At 69.1% G+C, this 21,789-nt stretch carries 25 protein-coding genes; 11 read left to right on the plus strand and 14 right to left on the minus strand.

Translation table 11 applies throughout. From position 1 onward, the window contains the following. Positions 1-20: 20 nt before the first annotated feature. Together sdhA and F9C12_RS19455 are read left to right on the plus strand one after the other, a co-directional pair. Entirely contained in the window at positions 21-1,775 is a 1,755-nt protein-coding gene (gene sdhA, locus F9C12_RS19450; protein ID WP_409466815.1) for a succinate dehydrogenase flavoprotein subunit, read from the plus strand. Then, positions 1,775-2,548, plus strand: coding sequence for a succinate dehydrogenase iron-sulfur subunit (locus F9C12_RS19455; protein WP_409183368.1), 774 nt, complete (start codon positions 1,775-1,777; stop codon positions 2,546-2,548). Before sdhA ends, F9C12_RS19455 begins: the two co-directional genes overlap by 1 nt. Positions 2,549-2,613: 65 nt before the next feature. Here the strand turns inward: F9C12_RS19455 and F9C12_RS19460 are convergent, their stop codons facing one another. Together F9C12_RS19460 and F9C12_RS19465 are read right to left on the minus strand one after the other, a co-directional pair. Further along, positions 2,614-3,996 carry a S8 family peptidase gene (locus tag F9C12_RS19460; protein ID WP_409466816.1) on the minus strand — a complete coding sequence of 461 codons (1,383 nt, stop codon included), beginning with the start codon at positions 3,994-3,996 and terminating at the stop codon, positions 2,614-2,616. Positions 3,997-4,074: 78 nt separating this feature from the next. Continuing rightward, positions 4,075-4,320, minus strand: a complete 246-nt coding sequence (locus F9C12_RS19465) for an SCO4848 family membrane protein (protein ID WP_409183370.1) — start codon at positions 4,318-4,320, stop codon at positions 4,075-4,077. A gap of 42 nt (positions 4,321-4,362) precedes the next feature. Here F9C12_RS19465 and F9C12_RS19470 point away from each other — a divergent pair, with 42 nt between their 5' ends. Further along, positions 4,363-5,592, plus strand: a complete 1,230-nt coding sequence (locus F9C12_RS19470) for a D-alanyl-D-alanine carboxypeptidase family protein (RefSeq protein ID WP_409466817.1) — start codon at positions 4,363-4,365, stop codon at positions 5,590-5,592. Positions 5,593-5,648: 56 nt separating this feature from the next. Here F9C12_RS19470 and yhjD read toward each other — a convergent pair whose 3' ends face one another. The 4 genes from yhjD to F9C12_RS19490 all read right to left on the minus strand — a co-directional run bounded on the left by yhjD (position 5,649) and on the right by F9C12_RS19490 (position 9,664). After that, the gene (gene yhjD / locus F9C12_RS19475) at positions 5,649-6,662 is read right to left on the minus strand and encodes an inner membrane protein YhjD (protein ID WP_409183372.1); all 1,014 of its coding nucleotides are present in this window, start codon (positions 6,660-6,662) and stop codon (positions 5,649-5,651) included. 67 nt (positions 6,663-6,729) lie between these two features. Further along, entirely contained in the window at positions 6,730-7,749 is a 1,020-nt protein-coding gene (gene trpS, locus F9C12_RS19480; RefSeq protein ID WP_409183373.1) for a tryptophan--tRNA ligase, read from the minus strand. Positions 7,750-8,078: 329 nt separating this feature from the next. Next, positions 8,079-8,366, minus strand: coding sequence for a hypothetical protein (locus F9C12_RS19485; protein ID WP_409466818.1), 288 nt, complete (start codon positions 8,364-8,366; stop codon positions 8,079-8,081). A gap of 482 nt (positions 8,367-8,848) precedes the next feature. After that, positions 8,849-9,664, minus strand: a complete 816-nt coding sequence (locus tag F9C12_RS19490; RefSeq protein ID WP_409183375.1) for an exodeoxyribonuclease III — start codon at positions 9,662-9,664, stop codon at positions 8,849-8,851. Positions 9,665-9,726: 62 nt separating this feature from the next. On the opposite strand from F9C12_RS19490, the gene F9C12_RS19495 reads away from it, so the two are divergent. Next, entirely contained in the window at positions 9,727-10,458 is a 732-nt protein-coding gene (locus F9C12_RS19495) for an MBL fold metallo-hydrolase (protein WP_409466819.1), read from the plus strand. Positions 10,459-10,839: 381 nt separating this feature from the next. Here F9C12_RS19495 and F9C12_RS19500 read toward each other — a convergent pair whose 3' ends face one another. Beyond that, complete coding sequence (locus F9C12_RS19500) at positions 10,840-11,151, minus strand: SH3 domain-containing protein (RefSeq protein WP_409183377.1); 312 nt, start codon at positions 11,149-11,151, stop codon at positions 10,840-10,842. 191 nt (positions 11,152-11,342) lie between these two features. After that, entirely contained in the window at positions 11,343-12,566 is a 1,224-nt protein-coding gene (locus F9C12_RS19505) for an NADP-dependent isocitrate dehydrogenase (protein WP_101435914.1), read from the minus strand. A 227-nt stretch (positions 12,567-12,793) separates the two neighbouring features. Here F9C12_RS19505 and F9C12_RS19510 point away from each other — a divergent pair, with 227 nt between their 5' ends. Genes F9C12_RS19510 through F9C12_RS19520 form a run of 3 tightly spaced genes read left to right on the plus strand, consistent with a single transcriptional unit; the run spans position 12,794 to position 14,302 of the window. Continuing rightward, entirely contained in the window at positions 12,794-13,270 is a 477-nt protein-coding gene (locus F9C12_RS19510; RefSeq protein WP_409183378.1) for a hypothetical protein, read from the plus strand. 37 nt (positions 13,271-13,307) lie between these two features. Beyond that, positions 13,308-13,673, plus strand: a complete 366-nt coding sequence (locus tag F9C12_RS19515; protein WP_037712331.1) for a DUF2203 domain-containing protein — start codon at positions 13,308-13,310, stop codon at positions 13,671-13,673. Positions 13,674-13,702: 29 nt separating this feature from the next. Continuing rightward, entirely contained in the window at positions 13,703-14,302 is a 600-nt protein-coding gene (locus F9C12_RS19520) for a class I SAM-dependent methyltransferase (protein WP_409466820.1), read from the plus strand. Here the strand turns inward: F9C12_RS19520 and F9C12_RS19525 are convergent. Together F9C12_RS19525 and F9C12_RS19530 are read right to left on the minus strand one after the other, a co-directional pair. Further along, the gene (locus tag F9C12_RS19525) at positions 14,299-14,808 is read right to left on the minus strand and encodes a hypothetical protein (protein ID WP_409466821.1); all 510 of its coding nucleotides are present in this window, start codon (positions 14,806-14,808) and stop codon (positions 14,299-14,301) included. The two genes, F9C12_RS19520 and F9C12_RS19525, sit on opposite strands and share 4 nt — an antisense overlap. A gap of 69 nt (positions 14,809-14,877) precedes the next feature. After that, positions 14,878-15,291, minus strand: coding sequence for a DUF2000 family protein (locus tag F9C12_RS19530; RefSeq protein ID WP_409466822.1), 414 nt, complete (start codon positions 15,289-15,291; stop codon positions 14,878-14,880). A 50-nt stretch (positions 15,292-15,341) separates the two neighbouring features. On the opposite strand from F9C12_RS19530, the gene F9C12_RS19535 reads away from it, so the two are divergent. Then, positions 15,342-16,103, plus strand: coding sequence for an AraC family transcriptional regulator (locus F9C12_RS19535; RefSeq protein ID WP_409183381.1), 762 nt, complete (start codon positions 15,342-15,344; stop codon positions 16,101-16,103). A gap of 27 nt (positions 16,104-16,130) precedes the next feature. Beyond that, the gene (locus F9C12_RS19540) at positions 16,131-16,712 is read left to right on the plus strand and encodes an HhH-GPD-type base excision DNA repair protein (RefSeq protein WP_409183382.1); all 582 of its coding nucleotides are present in this window, start codon (positions 16,131-16,133) and stop codon (positions 16,710-16,712) included. Positions 16,713-16,751: 39 nt separating this feature from the next. Here F9C12_RS19540 and F9C12_RS19545 read toward each other — a convergent pair whose 3' ends face one another. Continuing rightward, positions 16,752-17,399 carry a spermidine synthase gene (locus F9C12_RS19545; RefSeq protein WP_409466823.1) on the minus strand — a complete coding sequence of 216 codons (648 nt, stop codon included), beginning with the start codon at positions 17,397-17,399 and terminating at the stop codon, positions 16,752-16,754. A gap of 13 nt (positions 17,400-17,412) precedes the next feature. Beyond that, a complete protein-coding gene (locus tag F9C12_RS19550; protein WP_409466824.1) occupies positions 17,413-18,603 on the minus strand; it encodes an MFS transporter in 1,191 nt (396 codons plus the stop codon). Positions 18,604-18,712: 109 nt separating this feature from the next. On the opposite strand from F9C12_RS19550, the gene F9C12_RS19555 reads away from it, so the two are divergent. Further along, on the plus strand, positions 18,713-19,036 hold the full coding sequence (locus F9C12_RS19555) for an ArsR/SmtB family transcription factor (RefSeq protein WP_409466825.1): 324 nt from the start codon (positions 18,713-18,715) through the stop codon (positions 19,034-19,036). Positions 19,037-19,221: 185 nt separating this feature from the next. After that, positions 19,222-20,400, plus strand: coding sequence for an MFS transporter (locus F9C12_RS19560; RefSeq protein WP_409183386.1), 1,179 nt, complete (start codon positions 19,222-19,224; stop codon positions 20,398-20,400). A 7-nt stretch (positions 20,401-20,407) separates the two neighbouring features. On the opposite strand, the gene F9C12_RS19565 is transcribed toward F9C12_RS19560, so the two are convergent. Both F9C12_RS19565 and F9C12_RS19570 read right to left on the minus strand, forming a co-directional pair. Continuing rightward, the gene (locus F9C12_RS19565) at positions 20,408-20,719 is read right to left on the minus strand and encodes a DUF3017 domain-containing protein (RefSeq protein ID WP_409183387.1); all 312 of its coding nucleotides are present in this window, start codon (positions 20,717-20,719) and stop codon (positions 20,408-20,410) included. Beyond that, on the minus strand, positions 20,719-21,573 hold the full coding sequence (locus F9C12_RS19570) for a bifunctional methylenetetrahydrofolate dehydrogenase/methenyltetrahydrofolate cyclohydrolase (RefSeq protein ID WP_037356515.1): 855 nt from the start codon (positions 21,571-21,573) through the stop codon (positions 20,719-20,721). The genes F9C12_RS19565 and F9C12_RS19570 overlap by 1 nt, the downstream gene beginning before the upstream one ends. Positions 21,574-21,789 lie beyond the last annotated feature (216 nt).

The following is a 21,789-nucleotide window of genomic DNA, read 5'->3' on the forward strand; positions in this document are numbered from 1 at the left end:
AGCTAGCGGAGTCTTTCCCTATGCAGTTCCACAAGTACGACGTGGTGATCGTCGGCGCGGGCGGCGCCGGCATGCGCGCCGCCATCGAGTCCGGTCAGCGCGCCCGCACCGCGGTCCTCACCAAGCTCTACCCGACCCGGTCCCACACCGGCGCGGCACAGGGCGGCATGTGCGCCGCGCTGGCGAACGTCGAAGAGGACAACTGGGAATGGCACACCTTCGACACCGTCAAGGGCGGTGACTACCTCGTCGACCAGGACGCCGCGGAGATCATGGCCAAGGAGGCCATCGACGCCGTCCTCGACCTGGAGAAGATGGGCCTTCCGTTCAACCGGACGCCCGAGGGCAAGATCGACCAGCGCCGGTTCGGCGGGCACACCCGCGACCACGGCAAGGCCGCGGTGCGCCGCGCCTGCTACGCCGCGGACCGCACCGGCCACATGATTCTCCAGACGCTGTACCAGAACTGCGTCAAGCACGGCACCGAGTTCTTCAACGAGTTCTACGTGCTCGACCTGATCCTCTCCGAGGGCGAGGACGGCAACCCGATCGCCTCCGGCGTGGTCGCCTACGAGCTGGCCACCGGCGAGCTGCACGTGTTCCAGGCGAAGTCGATCGTGTTCGCCACCGGCGGCGCGGGCAAGATCTTCAAGACCACCTCGAACGCGCACACCCTGACCGGCGACGGCCTCGGCATCATCTTCCGCAAGGGCCTTCCGCTCGAGGACATGGAGTTCTTCCAGTTCCACCCGACCGGCCTGGCCGGCCTCGGCATCCTGATCTCCGAGGCGGTGCGCGGCGAGGGCGGCATCCTCCGCAACGCCGACGGCGAGCGGTTCATGGAGCGCTACGCCCCCACCATCAAGGACCTCGCGCCGCGCGACATCGTCGCCCGGTCGATGGTCCAGGAGGTGCTGCAGGGCCGCGGCTGCGGACCGAACAAGGACTACGTCGTCCTCGACGTGACCCACCTCCCGGTCGAGGTCCTCGAGACCAAGCTGCCGGACATCACCGAGTTCTCCCGCACCTACCTGGGCGTCGACCCGGTCAAGGAGCCGGTGCCGGTGTTCCCGACGTGCCACTACGTCATGGGCGGCATCCCGACGAACGTCCACGGCGAGGCGCTGCGCGACAACGAGCACGTCATCCCCGGCCTGTACGCCGCGGGCGAGGTCGCCTGCGTGTCGGTGCACGGGTCGAACCGGCTGGGCACGAACTCGCTGCTGGACATCAACGTGTTCGGCCGCCGCGCGGGCATCGCCGCCGCGGAGTACGCGCTGTCGCACGACCACGTCGAACTGCCGGAGAACCCGACCCAGCTGGTCGAGGACCAGCTGAGCCTGCTGCTGTCGGAGCACGGCGACGAGCGCGTCGCCGACATCCGCAAGGAAATGCAGCAGACGATGGACTCGCACGCTTCGGTGTACCGGACCGAGGACACGCTGAAGCAGGCGCTGACCGACATCCAGGCGCTCAAGGAGCGCTACCAGCGGATCACCGTGGCGGACAAGGGCAAGCGGTACAACACCGACCTGCTCGAGGCCGTCGAGCTCGGCTTCCTGCTGGAGCTGGCCGAGGTGCTGGTCGTCGGCGCGATCGCGCGCAAGGAGTCCCGCGGCGGCCACGCCCGCGAGGACTACCCGAACCGCGACGACACGAACTTCATGCGGCACACCATGGCCTACAAGCAGGGCGAGGGGCTGTCGGCCGACATCCGGCTCGACTACAAGCCGGTCACCTTCACCCGCTACGAACCGATGGAGCGGAAGTACTGATGACGACGGCCACCCCAGAGGCGCCCTCCTCCAAGGCGTCCGACGAGCACACGCCGATCCAGGTCACGCTGAAGATCCTGCGGTTCAACCCGGAGGTCGACTCCGAACCGCACTGGGAGACCTACGACGTCCCGGCGCAGCCGACCGACCGCGTGCTGAACCTGCTGTTCTACGTCAAGGACTACATCGACGGCACGTTCGCGTTCCGCCGCTCGTGCGCGCACGGCGTGTGCGGGTCGGACGCGATGCAGATCAACGGGATCAACCGGCTGGCCTGCAAGGTGCTGCTGAAGGACCTGCTGGAGAAGAGCGGCAAGAAGACCGAGATCACCATCGCCCCGATCAAGGGCCTGACGACGTTGAAGGACCTCTACGTCGACATGGACCCGTTCTTCGAGGCGTACCGGGCGATCAAGCCGTACCTGATCACCTACGGCAACGAGCCGACCCGCGAGCGGATCCAGTCCCAGGCCGACCGCAACCGGTTCGACGACACCACCAAGTGCATCCTGTGCGCCTGCTGCACGTCGTCCTGCCCGGTCTACTGGAACGACGGCTCGTACTTCGGCCCGGCGGCGATCGTCAACGCCCACCGCTTCATCTTCGACTCCCGCGACGAGGGCGCCGAGGAGCGGCTGGACATCCTGAACGACGGTGAGGGCGTGTGGCGCTGCCGCACGACGTTCAACTGCACCGACGCCTGCCCGCGTGGCATCCAGGTGACGAAGGCGATTCAGGAAGTGAAGCGGGCGCTGCTTTTCAAGCGCGTCTGATCTTTGAGCCAAGAAAACGGCCCTCGCCCGAGCATTCGGGACGAGGGCCGTTTTCGTTGCCGCGGTTAGTGAACCGCGTCCAGCGCGTTCACCAAACCGTGCCCGTAATACGAGTTGTCCTGCTTCGACCCTTCACAAGCCGACACCTCGCAGGCCACCGGATCCGCTTCCGCGGTAAGCAAAGCCGTCAAAGCCTGCGGTGGCGCGTTCCGGTGCGTAGACGCCAGCAAAGCCGCGACCCCAGCCGCGTGCGGCGAAGCCATCGAAGTGCCGCACTTAGTGCCGTACGCGCCGTTGAAAACCGTTGACAACGTGCAGCCCTCGCCCTGTCCAGAAGGCGGCTGCTGCGCGAAATCCCCGCCCGGCGCGGTAACCGTGACCGCCCCGTAGTTGGAGTACGAAGACTTCGTGCCCGCGTAACCAACTGCAGACACCGTTACCACTCCGTCGATCGCCTTCGGCAGGATGCCGCACGAAGAGTCGATCTTGTGTGGACGGTTCGGGTCGACAGTCTGCTTCGTGACGTCGAAGCCCGAGTTCCCCGCCGCGGCGACATTGAGAGTTCCGCGCTGCGTCGAGTACGTCACGGCGCGCCGTACGGCCTCGTACGCAGCAGCGTCGCCCGCTTCGTTGCGGCAGTAGAACATCCCGGGGTCGATGTAGTAGCTGTTGTTCGTCACCTGGAAACCGTGCTGCGCGGCCCAGACAAAGCCGCAGACGGCCGCCTCCGGGAAGATGTAGCCCTCGTCGCTCACCACCTTCACCGACGCCAAGCGCACGCCCGGCGCGATGCCGGTGAAGCCGCGCTTAGCGTCCTTGCCCGCGATGGTGCCGGCAACGTGCGTGCCGTGGTCGGAGTTCGTCGGGGTCCACGCGGAGGCGTCCGGCGCGCCGGTGACACAACCGGTCGAAGAGCGGGGGTCTACCGCGTGCGCGAGCGCGGGGTGTTTGGCGTCGATGCCGGAATCCAGCACTCCGACGGTGACCGACTGCGAACCGGGGTTGATCTTGTTCGCCTCGGGAGCGTGGATGGCCCGCATGTCCCACTGCTGAGTCGACAAATCGTCACTAGTGGCGACGCTCTCCGTCCGCTCCAGCGTCCCGACCGCCGAGCGCAGTCCGGAGCGGGCGGCGGCCTGCGCGGCGACGTCCTTGCCTCCCGAGTACGCCCGTTTCACGCCGATCCGCTCGGCGAAGTCCGCGTTGCGCGAGCTGGCGACCGCGACTCCGATCTCCGGGTAGTACGCGATCCGCTTGCCGCATTTGGCGGCCAGCTCCGCATCGACCGAACTCTGCTTCTCACCCGGTTGATACAGCACGACGTAGCTGTATTGCGTACTGGTGGCATCGCACGACGGCGCGGGCGCGGCGGACGCTGGCGCGGCCACCGCACCGGCGGCGATCCCAGCCGCCGCGACGGGAACGAGCAATCGACGTAAACGGGACATTCAGCCTCCATGGTCGTCTCGCCCGAAACTAAGCCGCACGGACGCGCCCCGCCACCGGCCGAAGGTCGCTTCGCCGCATCAGGTGTTCGCGCGATCCCGCGAAGTCGCCCGGATGCCGCGCCAGCCGAGCACCCCGATCGCGGTGCCGAGCACGAACGAAACGACCGTCAGCACCGCGTGCACGATGAAGTACCCGGTGGGCGAACCGTCGGCCGCCCACGACTGGTTGCTGGCCCACAGATTCTTGGCGAACGTGATCCAAATGATCCAGGACCAGATGCCGAAAGCGAACAAGGCGATCGCGGTACCTCGGGAAATGCGCATGTCTCGAGTATGCCGCCGGGCCATCGGCGCTAGATTGCGTGGGTGCACCCCGCTTTCGCCCGGTCGCAGCGAGCATTCGCCGCGACACTCGCCGCAGCCCTCGCAGTCTTCGCCGCGCCCGTCGCCCTCGCCGCACCGGCGCTGGCGGAGCAATGCACCGAACACGCCGTGCCGCCGCCCCCGGTGGACACCTCGGAGAAGCCGAAGCCGGGCCAGACCGTCCCGCCGCCGCTTCCGGTGCCCGCCCAGCCCGTCGGCGGCGACCGGCTCGGCGGCTGCGGTCCGATCCTCCCGCCGGGCGCGCCGCCGCTGCCCGCGGGCGACACCTCGGCGTCGTGGGTGCTGCAGGATCTCGACACCGGCGCGGTCGTCGCGGCGAAGGACCCGCACGCGCGGGAGCGGCCGGCGTCGCTGATCAAGACGCTGCTGGCGCTGGTGGTGGTCACCGAGATGAAGCCGGAGCAGGTGATCGTCCCGACGAAGGAGGACGCCGAGCAGGAATGCACCTGCGTCGGCATCGCCGCGGGCGGCCGCTACACGGTGGACCAGCTGCTGCACGGCCTGCTGATGCATTCGGGCAACGACGTGGCGCACGCCTTCGCGACCGCGCTCGGCGGCGTCGACGCGACGGTCACCAAGATGAACGCGCTCGCCGCCCGCATCGGCGCGACCGACACCCGCGCGGCGTCCCCGTCCGGCCTCGACGGACCGGGCATGTCGACCTCGGCGTACGACCTGAGCCTGGTCTTCCACTACGCGATGAAGCAGCCGGAGTTCGCCAAGGCGGTCGCGACGAAGACGTACACGATCCCGGCCGTCGACGGGAAACCGCCGATCCCGGTGTTCAACGACAACAAGCTGCTCGGCGTGTACCCCGGTTTCCTCGGCGGGAAAACGGGCTTCACGGACGACGCGCGGCACACGTACGTCGGCGGCGCGGAACGCGACGGGCACCGCCTCGCGATCGTGCTGATGCGGGCCGAGCAGCGCCCGACGAAGGTGGTCGACCAGGCGGCGAAACTGCTCGACTACGGCTTCGCGCTGGAGAAGAACGGCGCGCAGCCGGTCGGTCAGATCGCCTACCAGCCGCTGTCCTCCGACGCCGCCCCGATGTCGGACAAGGGCGTCACTCCCGCTGGCGCGACGACCGCGGCGGCGGAGAAGCCGGACCCGTTCGGGACGACCGGCTGGATCCTGACGGTGGTGGTGCTCCTGATCATCATCGCCGGCTTCGTCCTCAGCTACCAGCGCAAACGCAACGTGCGCGGGTAACTCCGGCATAGCAAAAGGGCCTCCTCGATTCGCTCGAGGAGGCCCTTTTCCCGGTGTCAGTTCTTCCGCCTGCCCAGCCAAGCCAGCAGCGCGCCAGCGCTGAACGCGCCCGCTACGGAGCCGATTCCGAGCCCGTGCTGCACCGTCACCCGCGGCTCCAGCACCACCGGAGCGGGCGGCTGCACGACGCGTCGCTGGTTCTCCCGCGCGGTCGCCGTCCACGCCGTCACCAGCAGCAGGAACCGCGAAACCAGGTTCGCGAACACCAGCAACCCGATCACCGGCCCGAAGATCGCGGCCGACGGGGACTTCGTGACGCTCGCCAGGTAGATCGTCGCGACCTGCTGCAAAACGACGAATCCGACCGCGGCGATGAGCGCGCCCTTGACCGCGCTCCGCAGTTCGACGTGCTCCCGGGGCAGCCGGGCGATCACCCACAGGAAGACGAGCGCGTTGGCGATGAGGCTAAGCACGATCGTCGCGAGGTGCAGCAGGAATTTCGCCCACCCCTGGCCTTCCAGCCCGACCAGTTCCAGCAGCAGCTCGCCGAGGCCGCTGCCCGCGGCGGTGATCGCGAACGACACGATCAGCGCCAGTCCAAGCCCGATCAGCGACAGCAGGTCCTTGATCGTCCTGCTGACGAACGGTTCCGTCTTCTTCTCCTGCCCCCACTGCGCGGTGAGCGCGTCGCGGAGGTTGGCCATCCAGCCGATGCCGGAGTAGGCCGCCAGCAGCAGCCCGAAGATCCCGATGCCGCTGCCGGACTTCAGCGCCGCGTCGGTGATCTGCTTGACCAGGCCGCGCAGCCCCTCCGGCACCGAACTGTCGATCCCGTGCGTGATCTGGTCGATCACAGCGGTGTTGTGCCCGAGCACCATGCCGACGATCGCGAACGCCACCATGAAGATCGGGAACACCGACAGCACGCTGAAATACGTGATCGCCGCCGCGTAATGGTTGCCGTAGTTTTCGTTGAAGGAGTCGTTGGCGCGGATCAGGTGATCCAGCCACGGGTACTTCCGCCGCAGCCGGGGCAGCAGCTTTTCCTTGTCACCGGTCTCGTTCGCCACTGTAAAACGCTAACCACGGCAACCGGGCGCCGCAACGCGAGCGTGCCCGCCCGGTTACCGGTCGCGATCAGCCGGCGGGCAGGAACCCGATCCGCTCGTACACCGACGCGAGCGTGGCCGACGCGACCTCGCGCGCCTGGTGCGCACCCGCGGCGAGGATCCGGTCCAGCTCGGCGACATCGTCCAAATAGGACTGAACGCGCTCCTGCAGCGGCGTGACCCAGTCGACGAGCACCTCGGCGAGATCCTTCTTGAGATCGCCGTAACCCTTGCCCTCGTAAGCGGTTTCGAGGTCGGCGATTGTCCGGTCGGTCAGCGCCGAGTAGATCGTGAGCAGGTTGGAGACGCCGGCCTTCTCCTCGCGGTCGAACCGGACCTCGCGGCCGGTGTCGGTGACCGCGGAACGGATTTTCTTCGCCGAGCGCTTCGGGTCCTCGAGCAGTTCGATGAGCCCGTTGCCGGTCGCCGCCGACTTGCTCATCTTCGCCGTCGGCTCCTGCAGGTCGTAGATCTTCGCGGTGTCCTTGACGATGAACGGCTCCGGCATGACGAACGTCTTGCCGAACCGGCTGTTGAACCGCTGCGCGAGGTTGCGGGTCAGCTCGAGGTGCTGCCGCTGGTCCTCGCCGACCGGCACCGCGTTCGTCTGGTACAGCAGGATGTCGGCGGCCATCAGCACCGGGTAGGTGAACAGGCCGACGCTCGCGTGGTCGCTGCCCTGTTTGGCGGCCTTGTCCTTGAACTGGGTCATCCGCCCGGCCTCACCGAAGCCGGTCTGGCATTCGAGCACCCAGCTCAGCTGAGCGTGCTCGGGCACGTGACTCTGCACGAACAGCGCGCTGCGCGCCGGGTCGACCCCGATGGCGAGCAGCTGAGCGGCCGACCGCCGCGTCCGCTCCAGCAGCACCTTGGGGTCCTGCTCGACGGTGATCGCGTGCAGGTCGACGACGCAGTAGAAGGTCTCGTGGGTGTCCTGCAGCCGCACCCACTGACGCAGGGCGCCGAGGTAGTTGCCGAGGTGGAAGGAGTCGGCAGTGGGCTGAATCCCGGAAAGCACCCGCAGGCGACCGTTCTGTTCGTCAGACACGCCGAGATTCTTTCAGGCTGCGGAGAAGGCTTCGCCGCGGGCTCGGCGGTTCGCGGAACGGACGGGCAGACAGGACGTTTCGGCGGCCTGCGCCTGGGTATCTGGTTCCGGGAAGGAGCTGCCGATGCGCGGCCTAGCAGGCCTGCGGACAGGGGAAGGAGCCAAGGATTTCACCGCTGCTTGACGGTCCGGTGCCGCGGAAGATCTCGGTTGCGGGAGGACCGGGGAGCGAACTAGGACTGCCGCAGGTTCAGCGCAGCCGGAGTCAGTTCCAGAGCCTGGGCGGGAGCGGTTCGCGCCGCGAGAAGTCTCAGCAACCAGCCAGCCGATTAGGACTGCCGCAGATTCAGCGCAGCCGGTTCCAGGGGCGGCTCCTCGGCCCCGGCGGCTATCGCCTCGAGCGCCTTGGCGCGGGCCTTGCGCCGCTGCCGGAGGACGCCCAGTGCCATCCCGAGGACTCCGAAGCCCACCGCGACCAGGCCGACCGGTCCGAGCATCCCGAAGCCGGTCGACGTCGTTTCCGCCCGGACCACATTGTCGTCCGCGAACGCCGTCGCACCCGTTCCGGCGGCCGCGACCAGGATCGTCGCCAGCACCGCCAGCACCCGGCCGCTCACGACCGCCAGGGCACGGCTGCCAGCACCGCGACCGTCCCGCACCGCGTCGCGGACCGGCGTCCGTCCGACCGCCCCTGACGGGGTGACGGACGAGCGAAGCGCTGGACGGCCGAGCGCCAGCATGGACCGTGTCACGAACCGGCCTGGGTTGCGCACCGGAGTGCCTCCCGCGAGGTGACTGTCTGAGCGAGCGCCTCACCCGTAAGGATGAGTTCTCGACGTGCTACTGGTCAGAAAACTACCGAGCGTGTCAAGACCTGTCGGATCTGATCAACTCGGGAGCCGAGGCTAGCGCCCACTCGGGGAGTAACCGAGGGCACCCCTGCCGTCTCGGTGTCGTCGGTGGTCAGCGCCGTGCGCCGCTCGCGGAACCACGCACAGTGTCCTCGACCCCGGCCGAACCGGACAGAATCACCCCCCGGAACAAACCCCGACTACCCTCAGCAGGTTTTCATCCGCTGGTCACCAGCAGGACAACCGGCTCAGCGCGGGAACGGCACGTCGTAGGTCGCGGTGACCGGCGCGTGGTCCGACCAGCGCTGGTCATAGGACTCCGCCCGCTCGACCACCACCGACGTCGCCTTCTCCGCCAGGCCGGGAGTCGCCAGCTGGCAGTCGATGCGCCAGCCCGAGTCGTTGTCGAACGCCTTGCCCCGGTAGGACCACCACGTGTACGGGCCGGGACCCTCGGGATCGAGGCGGCGCTGGACGTCGACGTAGCCCGCCTCGTAGACGCGGCCCATCCACTCGCGCTCCTCGGGAAGGAAGCCGGAGTTCTTCTGGTTGCCGCGCCAGTTCTTGAGGTCGACGGTGTCGTAGGCGATGTTCCAGTCGCCCACCACGACGACCTCCCGGCTCTCCGCGGCCGCCTTCGCGCGCAGCTCGACCAGGTACGGCAGGAACGCGGCCATGAAGCGTTCCTTCTCGTCCTGCCGTTCGGTGCCGACGTCGCCGCTCGGCAAGTACAGGCTCGCCACCACCACGCCGGGCAGGTGCATTTCCAGATACCGCCCGCTGTCCTCGAACTCGGGCTCGCCGAACCCGGTCCGCACCTCGTCCGGCTCGACGCGGCTGTACAGCGAAACCCCGTTGCGCCCCTTCACCGCCGAGGGCGCGTGCGCGGCGAACCACCCCTCCGGCGCGACGACGGACGCGGGCAGCTGCGCGGCCTCGGCCCGCACTTCCTGACACGCGACGACATCCGCCTCAGTGGCGGCCAGCCACTCGACGAAGCCCTTCTTGACGGCGGCCCGGAGGCCATTGACGTTGACAGTGGAGACGATCAGCACCCCGCGCACGCTACCCGCCGGGTCCGACAATTTCCGGGCCCGGCCGGTCGGATGAGTCCAGAATGACCGCCATGCCCCGACTGACCGTCCTCGGCAGCTGCGGCGCCTGGCCGGAACCCGGTCGCGCCTGCGCCGGATTCCTGCTGTCCCACGGGGGTTTCCACGTCGCGCTCGACCTCGGCTACGGAGCCGCGCCGCAGCTCTTCCGGCACGTCCCCGCCGACCGGCTCGACGCGATCGTCGTGACCCACGAGCATCCCGACCACCTCGCGGACGTCAGCGCACTCGGCCGGGCCCGCCACTACACGACCGACCGCAAACTCCCGATGCACTGCACCCCCGGCAGCGTGCGGCGGCTGGCCGCGATGGAGCCCCACCCGGCCCCCGACGAAATCTTCGACCTCCACGACCTCGGCCCGGAGACCGACCTCGGCCCGTTCCGGCTCACCACCGCGCTCCTGCCGCACCACGTGCCGAACTACGGAGTCCGGCTCACCACCTCCGGCTACACCCTCGCCTACTCAGGCGACACCGGTCCCGCTCCGCACCTGACGGACCTGGCCCGCGACGCCGACGTCCTCCTCTGCGAAGCCACGCTGCAAGGCGCGCCACCGGACGGTCCCCGCTACCTGATGACCGCTGCCGAAGCAGGCCGGCTCGCCGCCGCGGCGAATGTCCGGACGTTGGTGCTCACGCATTTCTGGCCGGGTTCCGACCGGGCGGTTTCGGTGGCCGAAGCCCGCGCCGAGTTCTCCGGGGAAGTGCTCGCCGCGGAAGAAGGACTCATGCTGAATCACGCATAATCGCGAGTTCCGCACCGCAAACCACGCCCGCACTGAACGCTTTCGCCTCGATACCCCGGCGCGAACAGCGAACCGAACCAGAACGGGCGCGGGGAATGCGTCCGGCAATCGCGAACGTTTCCGAAGCCGTCCGGACGCATCGGCTCAACCGACCGGCGGTGGCGGCGCCCATCGTTCCGGACGCCAGCACCAGGATCGCTTCGGCATTCCCAGCGGGACAACGGAAAACTGTCCCACCACACGGGACCACCCCACCGCACCAAGCTCACCGCTCAGTCCCAGGCGAACCACGTGTCGCACCCAACCCGGCAACCCCGCGAACCCAAGCGCGGCAACCCATCCGCACCGAACGCCCCGGCACTCAGCCAGTGCGAACCGGACTCAGCACTTGGCCCCGGGAAGCGGCGTCACGAAGCTGTCCGCGACCCACTTGGTGTCGGCGATCTTCCGAAAGCCGTTCTGCACCACGGGTTGTGCGTCGAATTCCGCGCCACGCAAGTACTTCCCGACGACTTTCCCGTTGCCCGCTGCGGTTTCCCGCGCGTTGAGCACGTCGGCGGTCACCGAGACCTTGCACCCGGTCGGGGACCCCTGCGCGTCGGCCTGGCCTTTCTGGCCGAACGCGTAGATGACCACGACCGCGGCGATGACCCCGATAATAATCAGTGTCTTCTTGGGCAAACCCAGAATCACGGCCGCTCCTCAGTCGCGAAAAACCCCTCGTCCAGAGTAGGCATTCCGCCCGCGCCCGGACAGGCTCTCGCCGCCATTCCACCCGGAGGTGCCAATCCGGTCACCGACACAACACGAAGAGTCACAAAAAAGAGAAGGGCACCTCGGAAGACTCCTCCGAGGTGCCCTTCTCCCACACGGCTAAAGAAAGATCAGCCCTGCGCGATCTTCTTGGCCAGGTTCTCGTCCAGCGTCGCGAGGAACTCCTCGGTCGTCTGCCATTCCTGGTCCTTGCCGACCAGCAGCGCGAGGTCCTTGGTCATCTTGCCGCCCTCGACGGTGTCGACGACGACCTGCTCCAGCTTGTTCGCGAAGCCGATCAGCTCGGAGTTGCCGTCCAGCTTGCCGCGGTGCTCGAGGCCCCGGGTCCACGCGTAGATCGAGGCGATCGGGTTCGTGGAGGTCGGCTTGCCCTGCTGGTGCTGGCGGTAGTGCCGAGTGACCGTGCCGTGCGCGGCCTCGGCCTCGACGGTCTTGCCGTCCGGCGTGCGCAGCACCGAGGTCATCAGGCCGAGCGAACCGAAGCCCTGCGCGACGGTGTCGGACTGGACGTCGCCGTCGTAGTTCTTGCACGCCCAGACGTAGCCGCCCTCCCACTTGAGCGACGCGGCGACCATGTCGTCGATCAGCCGGTGCTCGTAGGTGATGCCCTTGGCGTCGAAGTCGGCCTTGAACTCGGTCTCGAAGATCTCCTGGAACACGTCCTTGAACATGCCGTCGTAGGCCTTGAGGATCGTGTTCTTGGTCGAGAGGTAGACCGGGTACTCGCGGTCGAGGCCGTACTGCAGCGACGCGCGCGCGAAGTCCTCGATCGACTTGCGGAAGTTGAACATCCCCATCGCGACGCCGCCGCCCTCGGGGAAGTTCGCGACCTGGAACTCCATCGGCTCGGAGCCGTCTTCCGGGGTGTAGGTCATCGTCAGGGTGCCCGGGCCGGGGACCTTGAAGTTGGTGGCCTTGTACTGGTCGCCGTGCGCGTGCCGGCCGATGATGATCGGCTTGGTCCAGCCCGGTACCAGCCGGGGGACGTTCCGCATGACGATCGGCTCGCGGAAGATCACGCCGCCGAGGATGTTGCGGATGGTCCCGTTCGGGGACACCCACATCTTCTTGAGGCCGAACTCCTCCACGCGCGCCTCGTCGGGCGTGATCGTGGCGCACTTGACGCCGACGCCGTGCTGCTTGATGGCGTTGGCGGCGTCGACCGTGATCTGGTCGTCGGTGCGGTCCCGCTCCTCGATGCCCAGGTCGTAGTAGTCCAGGTTGACGTCCAGGTACGGGTGGATCAGCTTGTCCTTGATGAACTGCCAGATAATGCGGGTCATCTCGTCGCCGTCGAGTTCGACGACGGTGCCCTGGACCTTGATCTTGGCCATGAGCAGCGGTGCTCCTTCCGCGGATCTTCGCGTTCGCTTCTTCGCTCTCCGATAGCGGTACAAGCGTACTGCTTAACAGAGCTGGATGGTTCCAGAAGTGGTCGGAATCAAGTCTCTACCACCCTTGACCCGGCCCTCCGACCGGGCACGATCCGGCCCCGCCCGAGGGAACCGGACGAGCCCGGCGATCATCCCATCGCGTAACCACAGCCTGGGAGGTCACCGTCATGTCGTACCCCGCGCCCTACCCCGCCCAACCGGCGATGGCGCAGCAGCCGAGCAGCCGCGCCGCCGCCCGCGTGCTGAGCGGGCTGTCCGGCCTCGTGCTCACGCCGATCGCGATCGGCGTGCTGGCCTTCGGCGGCTTCCGCCAGCAGGCGAAGGTGGCGGCGACCTTCGCCGAACACGGCGACAGCCTTGGCGCCACGCTGCTGGTGATCGGCGCGCTGCTGCTGGTCGGCGTGGCCGCGCTCGGCGCGTGGTCGTCGGCCGGGCCGGTCGTCGGCGGGCTGGTCTGGGGAGTGCTGCCCGGGGTGGTCACGCTCGTGTCGCCGCGGACCGGATACGACCTGCTGCGCCTGCTGCCGGGCGACGAGGTGGCGGCGGGCTTCGGCGGCTGGCTGGTTTCCGGCGCCCTGCTCGGCACCGGATTCCTGCTGGTCGGCACGGGTCTGGCGACGACGCTGGCACGCCGGCGCAGGTAGCGGCGGGACGGCGCGGGCCCGGTGAGAGTATTTGCAGATGGGATTGTTCACCGTAGCCGAGGCCCGCGCCGAACTCGCCCGGCTGCTTCCCGTGCTCGCCGAGCTGATCCGGGTCCGCGCCGACGCCGCCGAACTCGCCGCGTCCCTGCGTCCGGGCGGACGCGACACCAGCCTCGGCGGCCTGCCGGAGTGGAAGGCCGCGCAGGCCCGGCTGGACGACCTGATGACCGCGATCCAGGCGACCGGGGCCGAGCTGAAGGGGTTCGCCCCGCTGCTCGTGGACTTCCCGTCCTCCCTCGACGGCGACGACGTGCTGCTGTGCTGGCTCGAAGGCGACCGCGAGCTGTCCTGGTACCACCGGGCCGACCTCGGTTTCGCCGGCCGCCGCCGGTTGCCCGGATAATCACTGGTCAACCGCACTACGGTGACGGAGTGACCACACTTTTCGACGCCGACGCGGCGGGATACGACGAGGACACCTTCCACCCGTACGTGGCCGAGCGGCTGATCGACGGCCTGGCCCCGAAGCCCGCCCTCCTGGTCGACGTCGCCGCGGGCACCGGCGCGGCGGCCTTCGCGGCACTGCGGCTGGAACCCGCCGCGGTGTTCGCGATCGACCTCTCCCCCGCGATGATCGAGATCGCCCGCGCGAAAGCCGCCGACCGCGACCCGGACGGCCGGATCACCTGGCAGGTCGGCTCAGCGGTACCGCTGCCGATCGGCGACGGCGAGGCGGACGCGGTCGTCTGCGCGTCCGCACTGCACTTCCTCGGCCCGGCCGCCCTGGCGGACTGGCGGCGAGTGCTGCGCCCGGGCGGAAAGCTGGCGTTCAGCATGGTGTCGGCGGAACGCTTCAAGCCGACCGGCAAATTCGCCGAGGCGGTCCCGCGCGACCTGCGCGTCCCGGGCACCCTCGAAGAAGCCGCCGCACTGGCCACCGACGCCGGGTTCAGCTCGGCGACGGCACAGCACGTAACCCTCGATCAGGGCGACCGGGTACGGCAGGTTTTCGCGGTTTTCGCGGAGGCTTAACGGTGGAAATGCGCCTCGCCGCGGGTCGCCGCGGCGGAGGTGCAGTGCAGGACGAAGGCGACGTCGAGGTCGGTCACCGCTCCGTCGGCCGCACGGGTCAGCCGGGAGACGGTGAAGTCGGCGGTCGCCTCCGGACCTGCGCAAGCGCGCGTGCCGCCCGCTCGGGTACCGCGAAACGCGACGAAACCGGGCGTCGCGAGCTGCGGCGAATCCGGCAGCCGGACAGCGGCGTTCGAGTAAGTTCCCTCGTGCAGTTGCTGTCCGGCGGGCGCGCTGAGTTCGAGGCGCGCCCAGTCCCAGCCGTCGGGTGTCTCGGCGTCCACCTTTACCGCGCCGCTGTACTCCCACGCCGTGACCTGGTCGGCGGTCCACGAGGCGCTGCCCTCGAACGCGTACGCGCCTTGGTCCGAGGTGTAGCCGAACCCGACCGCCGGGTCCGCGTGCGCGGCCGAGGCCGTGCCGAAAGCGATGCCCGCCGCAGCGACGACCGCCAAGATTCTTCGCATGATTTCCCTCCCCTGGGTTGCCTGCGATCTTGGCAGGATTCCTTGCGCTGCGGCGAAAAAATCCCCCATTCAGCCGTGCAGCCGAGCGCCCTTGAGGATCTTGTCCACCGCGTTCTTCGGCCCGTGCACCGCCATCCCGGCCAACGCCAGTTTCTCCCGCGGCACCGCCCGCACCGCCGCGCGATTGTCGACGTCATTGCCGGTTTGGAACAGTTCGTCGGTGAAGATCGAGAACCGCAAACCCCGCGAGAGCGCGCGGCTGTGCGCCAGCGCGAGCGTCTCGGCGGCGCCCTCGAACACGAGTACCGGCTGGCGGAACATCGGCAGGTACTCGGTGTCGTCGGCGTCGAGGTAGGGCTCGCCGATCAGCTCGGGCGTCGTGTGGGCCACGCCGCTCACCAGGAATGCCGTGACGTTCAGCCGTTGCCACGAGGCCAAGTCGTCCCGCAGCAGCACGGCGATCTTCGTGTCGAATCGGGTCATGCCGGACAGGATCGGCTCGGCGCCGCGGGCAGGTCTTGTACGTTTTGAACATGACGGTGTCGGCCTGGCGCCCTTCGGTGCCCGGGATCGCCGAGGCGTTCCACGCCCGGTTCACCGATCACGCCTACCCCGCGCACACGCACGACACCTGGACGCTGCTGATCGTCGACGACGGCGTGATCAGCTACGACCTCGACCGGCACCACCACGGCGCACTCGGCACGGCCGTCACGCTGCTGCCGCCGAACGTCACGCACGACGGGCGCGCCGCGACCAGCCAGGGCTTCCGCAAACGCGTGCTCTACCTCGACGCCGACGTGCTCGGCGACGACCTGATCGGGGCCGCCGTCGACCAGCCGAGCCTGCCGGATCCGTTGCTGCGCACCAGAATTCACCAGCTGCACCAGTCGCTCGCTGAACCGCTGGAAGCCGAAAGCCGCCTGGCGCTGGTCGCCCAGCGGCTGCGCACCCACCTCGGCCGCCCGACGAGCCCGCCGCCCGATCGCAGCCTGGCCGACGACCTGCGCGACCTTCTGGACGAACGCCTGCCGGATTCGCTGACCCTGGCCGACGCCTCGCAGGTGCTCGGCGCGCACCCGGTCCACCTGGTCCGCGCCTTCGGCCGCCGCTTCGGACTGCCGCCGCACCGGTACGTCACCGGCCGCCGCGTCGACCACGCCCGCCGCCTGCTGCTCGACGGCACCCCGCCCGCGACCGTCGCCACCACCGCCGGGTTCACCGACCAAGCCCACCTGACCCGGCACTTCCGCCGCTACCTCGGCACCACCCCGGCCCGCTTCGCACGCGGCTGACCGGGCGGTTTGTGCGAAGATGACGCCATGCTGCGCGAACTGCACCTGACCGGCGACCCGGCGGCCGACAAGCTGCTCAACGACGACCCGTTCGCCCTGCTCACCGGAATGCTGCTGGACCAGCAGTACCCCATGGAGCACGCCTTCGCGGGCCCGCGGAAGATCGCCGACCGGATGGACGGCTTCGACCTGCGCAAGATCGCCGCGACGGACGTCGAGAAGTTCGTCGAGATGTGCGTGGTCCCGCCGGCGATCCACCGCTACGGCGGCTCGATGGCGCGCCGGGTGCACGCGCTCGCGCTGCACATCATCGAGAACTACGACGGCCGCACCGAGGGCATCTGGCTCGACGGCCGCCCCAAGCCGGACGGCCAGGAAGTGCTGAAGCGGCTCAAGGCGCTGCCCGGGTTCGGCGAGCAGAAGGCGAAGATCTTCCTGGCGCTGCTGGGCAAACAGCGCGGCGTCGCCCCGAAGGGCTGGCGAGAAGCCGCGGGTGCGTACGGCGACCGCGGCTCGCGTCGGTCCATTGCCGACGTGACGGACGCCAAGACGCTCGGCGAGGTGCGCGCGTTCAAGAAGGCCGCGAAGGCCGCCGCCAAGGCAAACTGACTCGTGAGTGCTTATCCCGGTTAGAACCGCGATAAACACTCACAAGCCTCGCGCGAACCAGACCACGTCCGGTTCCCCGCGTGGCACCGGAACCTCCACCACGTCCACCTCGGCGAACCGCTCCCGCAACCGAGCCGTGAACCCCGGTGCCGCGCCCGCGCTCCACACCGCCAGCACTCCGTCCGGACGCAGCAACCGAGACAACCCCGCCAAGCCGGAAGCCGCGTACAGCGAGGCATTCCCTTCGGTGACCGTCCACTCTGGACCGTTGTCGATGTCCAGGCACAGCGCGTCGAACGTCTCGGTCGTCGTTCGCAGCCACTCCAGCAGATCCGCCTCGACGACCGTCACCCGCGGATCGTCCAGCGCCGCGCCGTGGACCTCGCGCAGCGGACCGGTGCGGTTCCAGGCGATCACCGCCGGTTCGCGTTCCACCACGACCACCGAGCCGACCGCGGAATGATCCAGCGCGGCGCGCAGCGAGAACCCGACGCCGAGGCCGCCGATCAGCACTCGCGCGCCGGGCGCGAGCCGGTCGGCCGCCCCGGTCACGAGCAGCCGTTCCGACTCGCCGTTGCGGGTGTCCATCAGGAACATCCCGTTTTCGATCACCTCGAACTCGGCGCCGTCGCGCCGCAGCACCAGTTCGCCGCCGTGCCCGGACACGGTTTCCAGTACCTCCGCCACGCCCGGCAGCTTCTCAGACCGTGACCTTCTCGCGGACCTCAACCCGCTTGCGCGCGCCCCAGAAGAACACGACCACGAGCATCGCCGCGGCGGCGAGGATCGCGGCGACCTCCGGCAGCACGGTCGGTCCGGCCGAGGTCAGCACCGCACCGCCGACGACGCCGGACAGCCCGACGCCCAGGTAGATCGCCGACGCGTTGAGCGACAGCGCGAGACCGGCGTGCCTCGGCGACAGTTCGATGAGCCGGTGCTGCAGCGGTGGGCTGAACGACCAGTTCGCCAAGCCCCACACGAACAACGTGATCCCGGCCCCGACCACGGTCGTCGCGGTGAACGGCAGCAGCGCCATCACCGCGGTGAAGCCGATCAGCACGATCAGCAGCGGCTTGCGCGCACCCCAGCGGTCAGCCGCGCGACCTCCGGCGAAGTTGCCGATCGCACCGCCGATGCCGTAGCAGAACAGCAGCACCGTGATCGTCCCGCCGGAAACGCCCGCCGTCGCGGACAGCACCGGCGACACCAGCGTGTAGACCATGAACGCGGCGAGGCAGGCGAGCGTGGTGGTGACCAGCAGCGCGACCACTCGCTTGTCCCGCGCGACCGCGAACCGCTCGGCGAGCCCGACCACCGGCGGCGGCGCGACCTTCGGCAGCGCGACCCGAACGCCGAGCGCACCGAGCAGGGACAGAAGACCGACGAACAGGAACGCGCCCGCGTAACCGAACTGCTGGGAGATCACGCTGCCGAGCGGAACGCCGAAGATCAGCGCGATGGTGAGTCCCCCGAACACCAGCGAAACAGCTCGGCCGCGACGTTCCGGCGTGGTCAGCTCAGCGGCGACGGCGGTGGCAGCCGGGGTGTAGACGGCGGCCCCGATCGCCGTGACGACCCGCGCGATCAGCAGCGTGGTGTACCCCGGCGCGACGGCCGCGAAGATGTTCCCGACCGCGGCCACCGCGAGTGCGGCGACCAGCAGGGTGCGCCGTTCCCATCGGCCGGTGGCGGCGGCGAACAGCGGCGAGCCCACCGCGTACGCGATGGCGAACGAGGTGACGAGCTGCGCCGCCGCCGTCGCGGAGATGTGCAGCTCGGAGGTCAGCGCCGGCAACAGCCCGGCCACGATGTAGCCGCTGGTGCCGACGCCGAAGGCCCCGAACGCGAGCACCGAGTTCCGGGCCGCGGCCGAAGACGAGACGCTGGACATGAATGTCCCCCCAATGAGAACTGAACGGGTAGTTCGATGAACGTCGTAGTTCGATGACGACCGTACACGGAGCCGCTGACAATTTCGACAGCCGTCGTACTATGGACACATGCCCGCTTCCGCGCCCCTGCCCCCGCTCGCCTACCCGGACCGCGACGAGATCACCGTCGAAGGAGTGCTGCGCGCACTGGCCGACCCGGTCCGGCTGGCGATGGTCCGGCAGCTGGCGAACTCCGAAACGGAGCTCTCGTGCAGCGGGTTCGACGTGCCGGTGACCAAGTCCACACTCACCCACCACCTCGCGATCCTGCGCCAGGCCGGGGTGTTCGCCGGCCGCCAGGTAGGCACCACCCGGTACAACTCGTTGCGCCGCAAGGATCTCGACGCGCTGTTCCCCGGACTGCTCGACGGCGTGCTCGCCGCGCCGCGCTGAACCGTCGCGCTACGTGGCGGGCCTCACCCGGATACCGGGATGACAAGGCCGCCCTCCATCGGTTGAACTAGAGCGAGACAGCACGACGACGTCGGGGCTGTCTAGTTTTTTGCCCTCGTTCTAAAGCGCTTCAGAAGCCTGTGACCCAGGCGATGAGAAAACGATTTCTTCAGGAAGGGAGAGCCGTGCCCGTCGCGTTGCTCGCGCTCGCCGTCGGTGCCTTCGGCATCGGTACCACCGAGTTCGTGATGATGGGTGTGCTGCCTCTGACCGCCGCGGACTTCCACATCGACATCCCGTCCGCGGGCTACTTCATCTCCGCCTACGCGCTCGGCGTGGTGATCGGCGCGCCGCTGCTTACCGCGCTGGCCGTCCGGCTGCCGCGCAAAACGATGCTGCTGGCGATGATGGGCCTGTTCACGGTCGGCAACGCGCTGTTCGCGCTCTCGCCGAACCAGGACTTCGGCATCGCGTTCCGGTTCCTCGCCGGCCTGCCGCACGGCGCGTTCTTCGGCGCGGGCGCGGTCGTCGCGTCCAGCCTCGCGCAGCCGGGCCAGCGCGCGAAGGCCGTGTCGATGATGTTCATGGGCCTGACGCTGGCGAACGTCATCGGCGTGCCGCTCGGCACGCTGCTCGGCCAGCAGGTCGGCTGGCGCGCGACGTTCGGCGTCGTCGCGGTGATCGGCCTGCTCGCCATCGCCGCCATCGCGAAACTGGTGCCGCACCAGGGCCGCCCGGCCGACCCGTCGATCCGCGGCGAACTGGGCGCGTTCCGCCGCCCGCAGGTGTGGCTGGCGCTGGCGATCGTGATGTTCGGCCTCGGCGGCGTGTTCGCCTGCATGTCCTACATCGCGCCGATGCTGACCGACGTCGCCGGATACTCGCCGGCCAACGTCACGGTGCTGCTTTCGCTGGCCGGGGTCGGCATGACGATCGGCAACTACCTCGGCGGACGGCTCGCGGACAAGGCGCTGATGCCGAGCCTGTACGTCGCGCTGCTCGCGCTCGCCACCGTGCTAGCGATCTTCACCGTGACCGCGCAGGGCAAGGTCGGCGCGGCGGTGACGATCTTCTTCGTGGGCGTCGCGGGCTTCATGATCGGCCCGATGATGCAGGCGCGGATCATGGAGAAGGCGGGCGGCACGCCGTCGCTGGTCTCGGCCGCGGTGCAGTCGGCGTTCAACATCGCCAACTCGATCGGCGCGTACCTCGGCGGCCTGGTCATCGCGGGCGGGCTCGGCCTGCTGGCCCCGAACTGGGTCGGCGCGCTGCTGGCCGTGCTCGGCGTGTCGATCGCCGCGGTGTCCGGTTTGCTGGACCGGCGCGAGGCGCGAGTCGAGAAGGAACTCGCGCTCGCGTCCTGACGGCTGCTCAGGAGGAGGCGTCGAAGGGTCCGCCGACGATCGTCAGCGAGATGAAGAGCACCGCGGCGCACAACGCGCCGTAGGTGAGGATGTCGACGACCTTGCCGCGAATCGCGAGCAGCCCGGCGCGCTCCTCCGGCAGCACCGCGCGCAGCACACCGGCCACGAACAGCGCCACGCCGACCAGCACCGCGCCCTCGCGCCAGTGGTACTGCAGCGCCCGCACCACGGCCGCCGCCAGCAGCAGCATGATCACCGCGAACGGCACGTGGACGAGCCAGGGGCGGTCGCCGCGGCGCCGGTGCCCGGTCATCGCCATCAGCGGGCGGCCGCGCGTTCCGCAGCCTCGACCACGTTGGTGACCAGCATCGCCCGCGTCATGGGGCCCACGCCGCCGGGGTTCGGCGACAGCCAGCCGGCCACCTCGGCGACCGCCGGGTCGACGTCGCCGGTGAGCTTGCCGTCCACATGGGAAACGCCGACGTCCAGCACCGCCGCGCCGGGCTTGACCATGTCCGGCTTGATGATCCCGGGCACGCCCGCCGCGGCGATCACGATGTCCGCGCGGCGCACCTCGGCGGCGAGGTCGCGGGTGCCGGTGTGGCACAGCGTGACGGTGGAGTTTTCGCTGCGCCGGGTGAGCAGCAAGCCGAGCGTCCGGCCGACGGTGATGCCGCGGCCGACCACGGTGACCTGCGCGCCGTTCAGCTCGACGCCGTGCCGCTTGAGCAGCTCGATGATTCCGTACGGGGTGCACGGCAGCGCGCCCGGTTCGCCGAGCACGAGCCGGCCGAGGCTGATCGGCGCGAGGCCGTCGGCGTCCTTCTCCGGGTCGATGCGCTCCAGGACGCGGTTCGCGTCGAGGTGCTTCGGCAGCGGCAGCTGGACGAGGTAGCCGTGGCAGGCGGGGTCGGCGTTCAGCTCGTCGATGACGGCCTCGAGCTTCTCCTGCGAGATGTCCGCGGGCAGGTCGCGGCGGATCGAGTTGACCCCGATCTTCGCGCTGTCCGCGTGCTTCATCTTCACGTAGGAGTGGGAACCGGGGTCGTCGCCGACCAGCACCGTGCCCAGCCCCGGGGTGATCCCCTTCTCCGCGAGCGCGGCCACGCGCGGGCGCAGCTCTGCGAAAATGGCGTTCTTCGTGGCCTTGCCGTCGAGAATCTTCGCCGTCACGGCGGCCATTGTCGCAGAGCCGCCGGAGCCCGCCGGTCAGGAGTGGGTTCTGCACTCTGTGTGTCCGCGACACCACCCGATCGGCCCGCGCGTCTTCCGTGGAATCAGCCGTCCCGGGTCTTAAGCTGGAGAAGCTCCACCGCATCACCCACCCGGGCGTGTGACCCGTGCCATATCGCGTCCGCCGAGGTCAGCGGGCACGTCCACCGGTCCGAG

Origin of the sequence: Amycolatopsis sp. GA6-003 (assembly GCF_046267895.1) — a bacterium.
Classification (GTDB): Bacteria; Actinomycetota; Actinomycetes; order Mycobacteriales; family Pseudonocardiaceae; genus Amycolatopsis.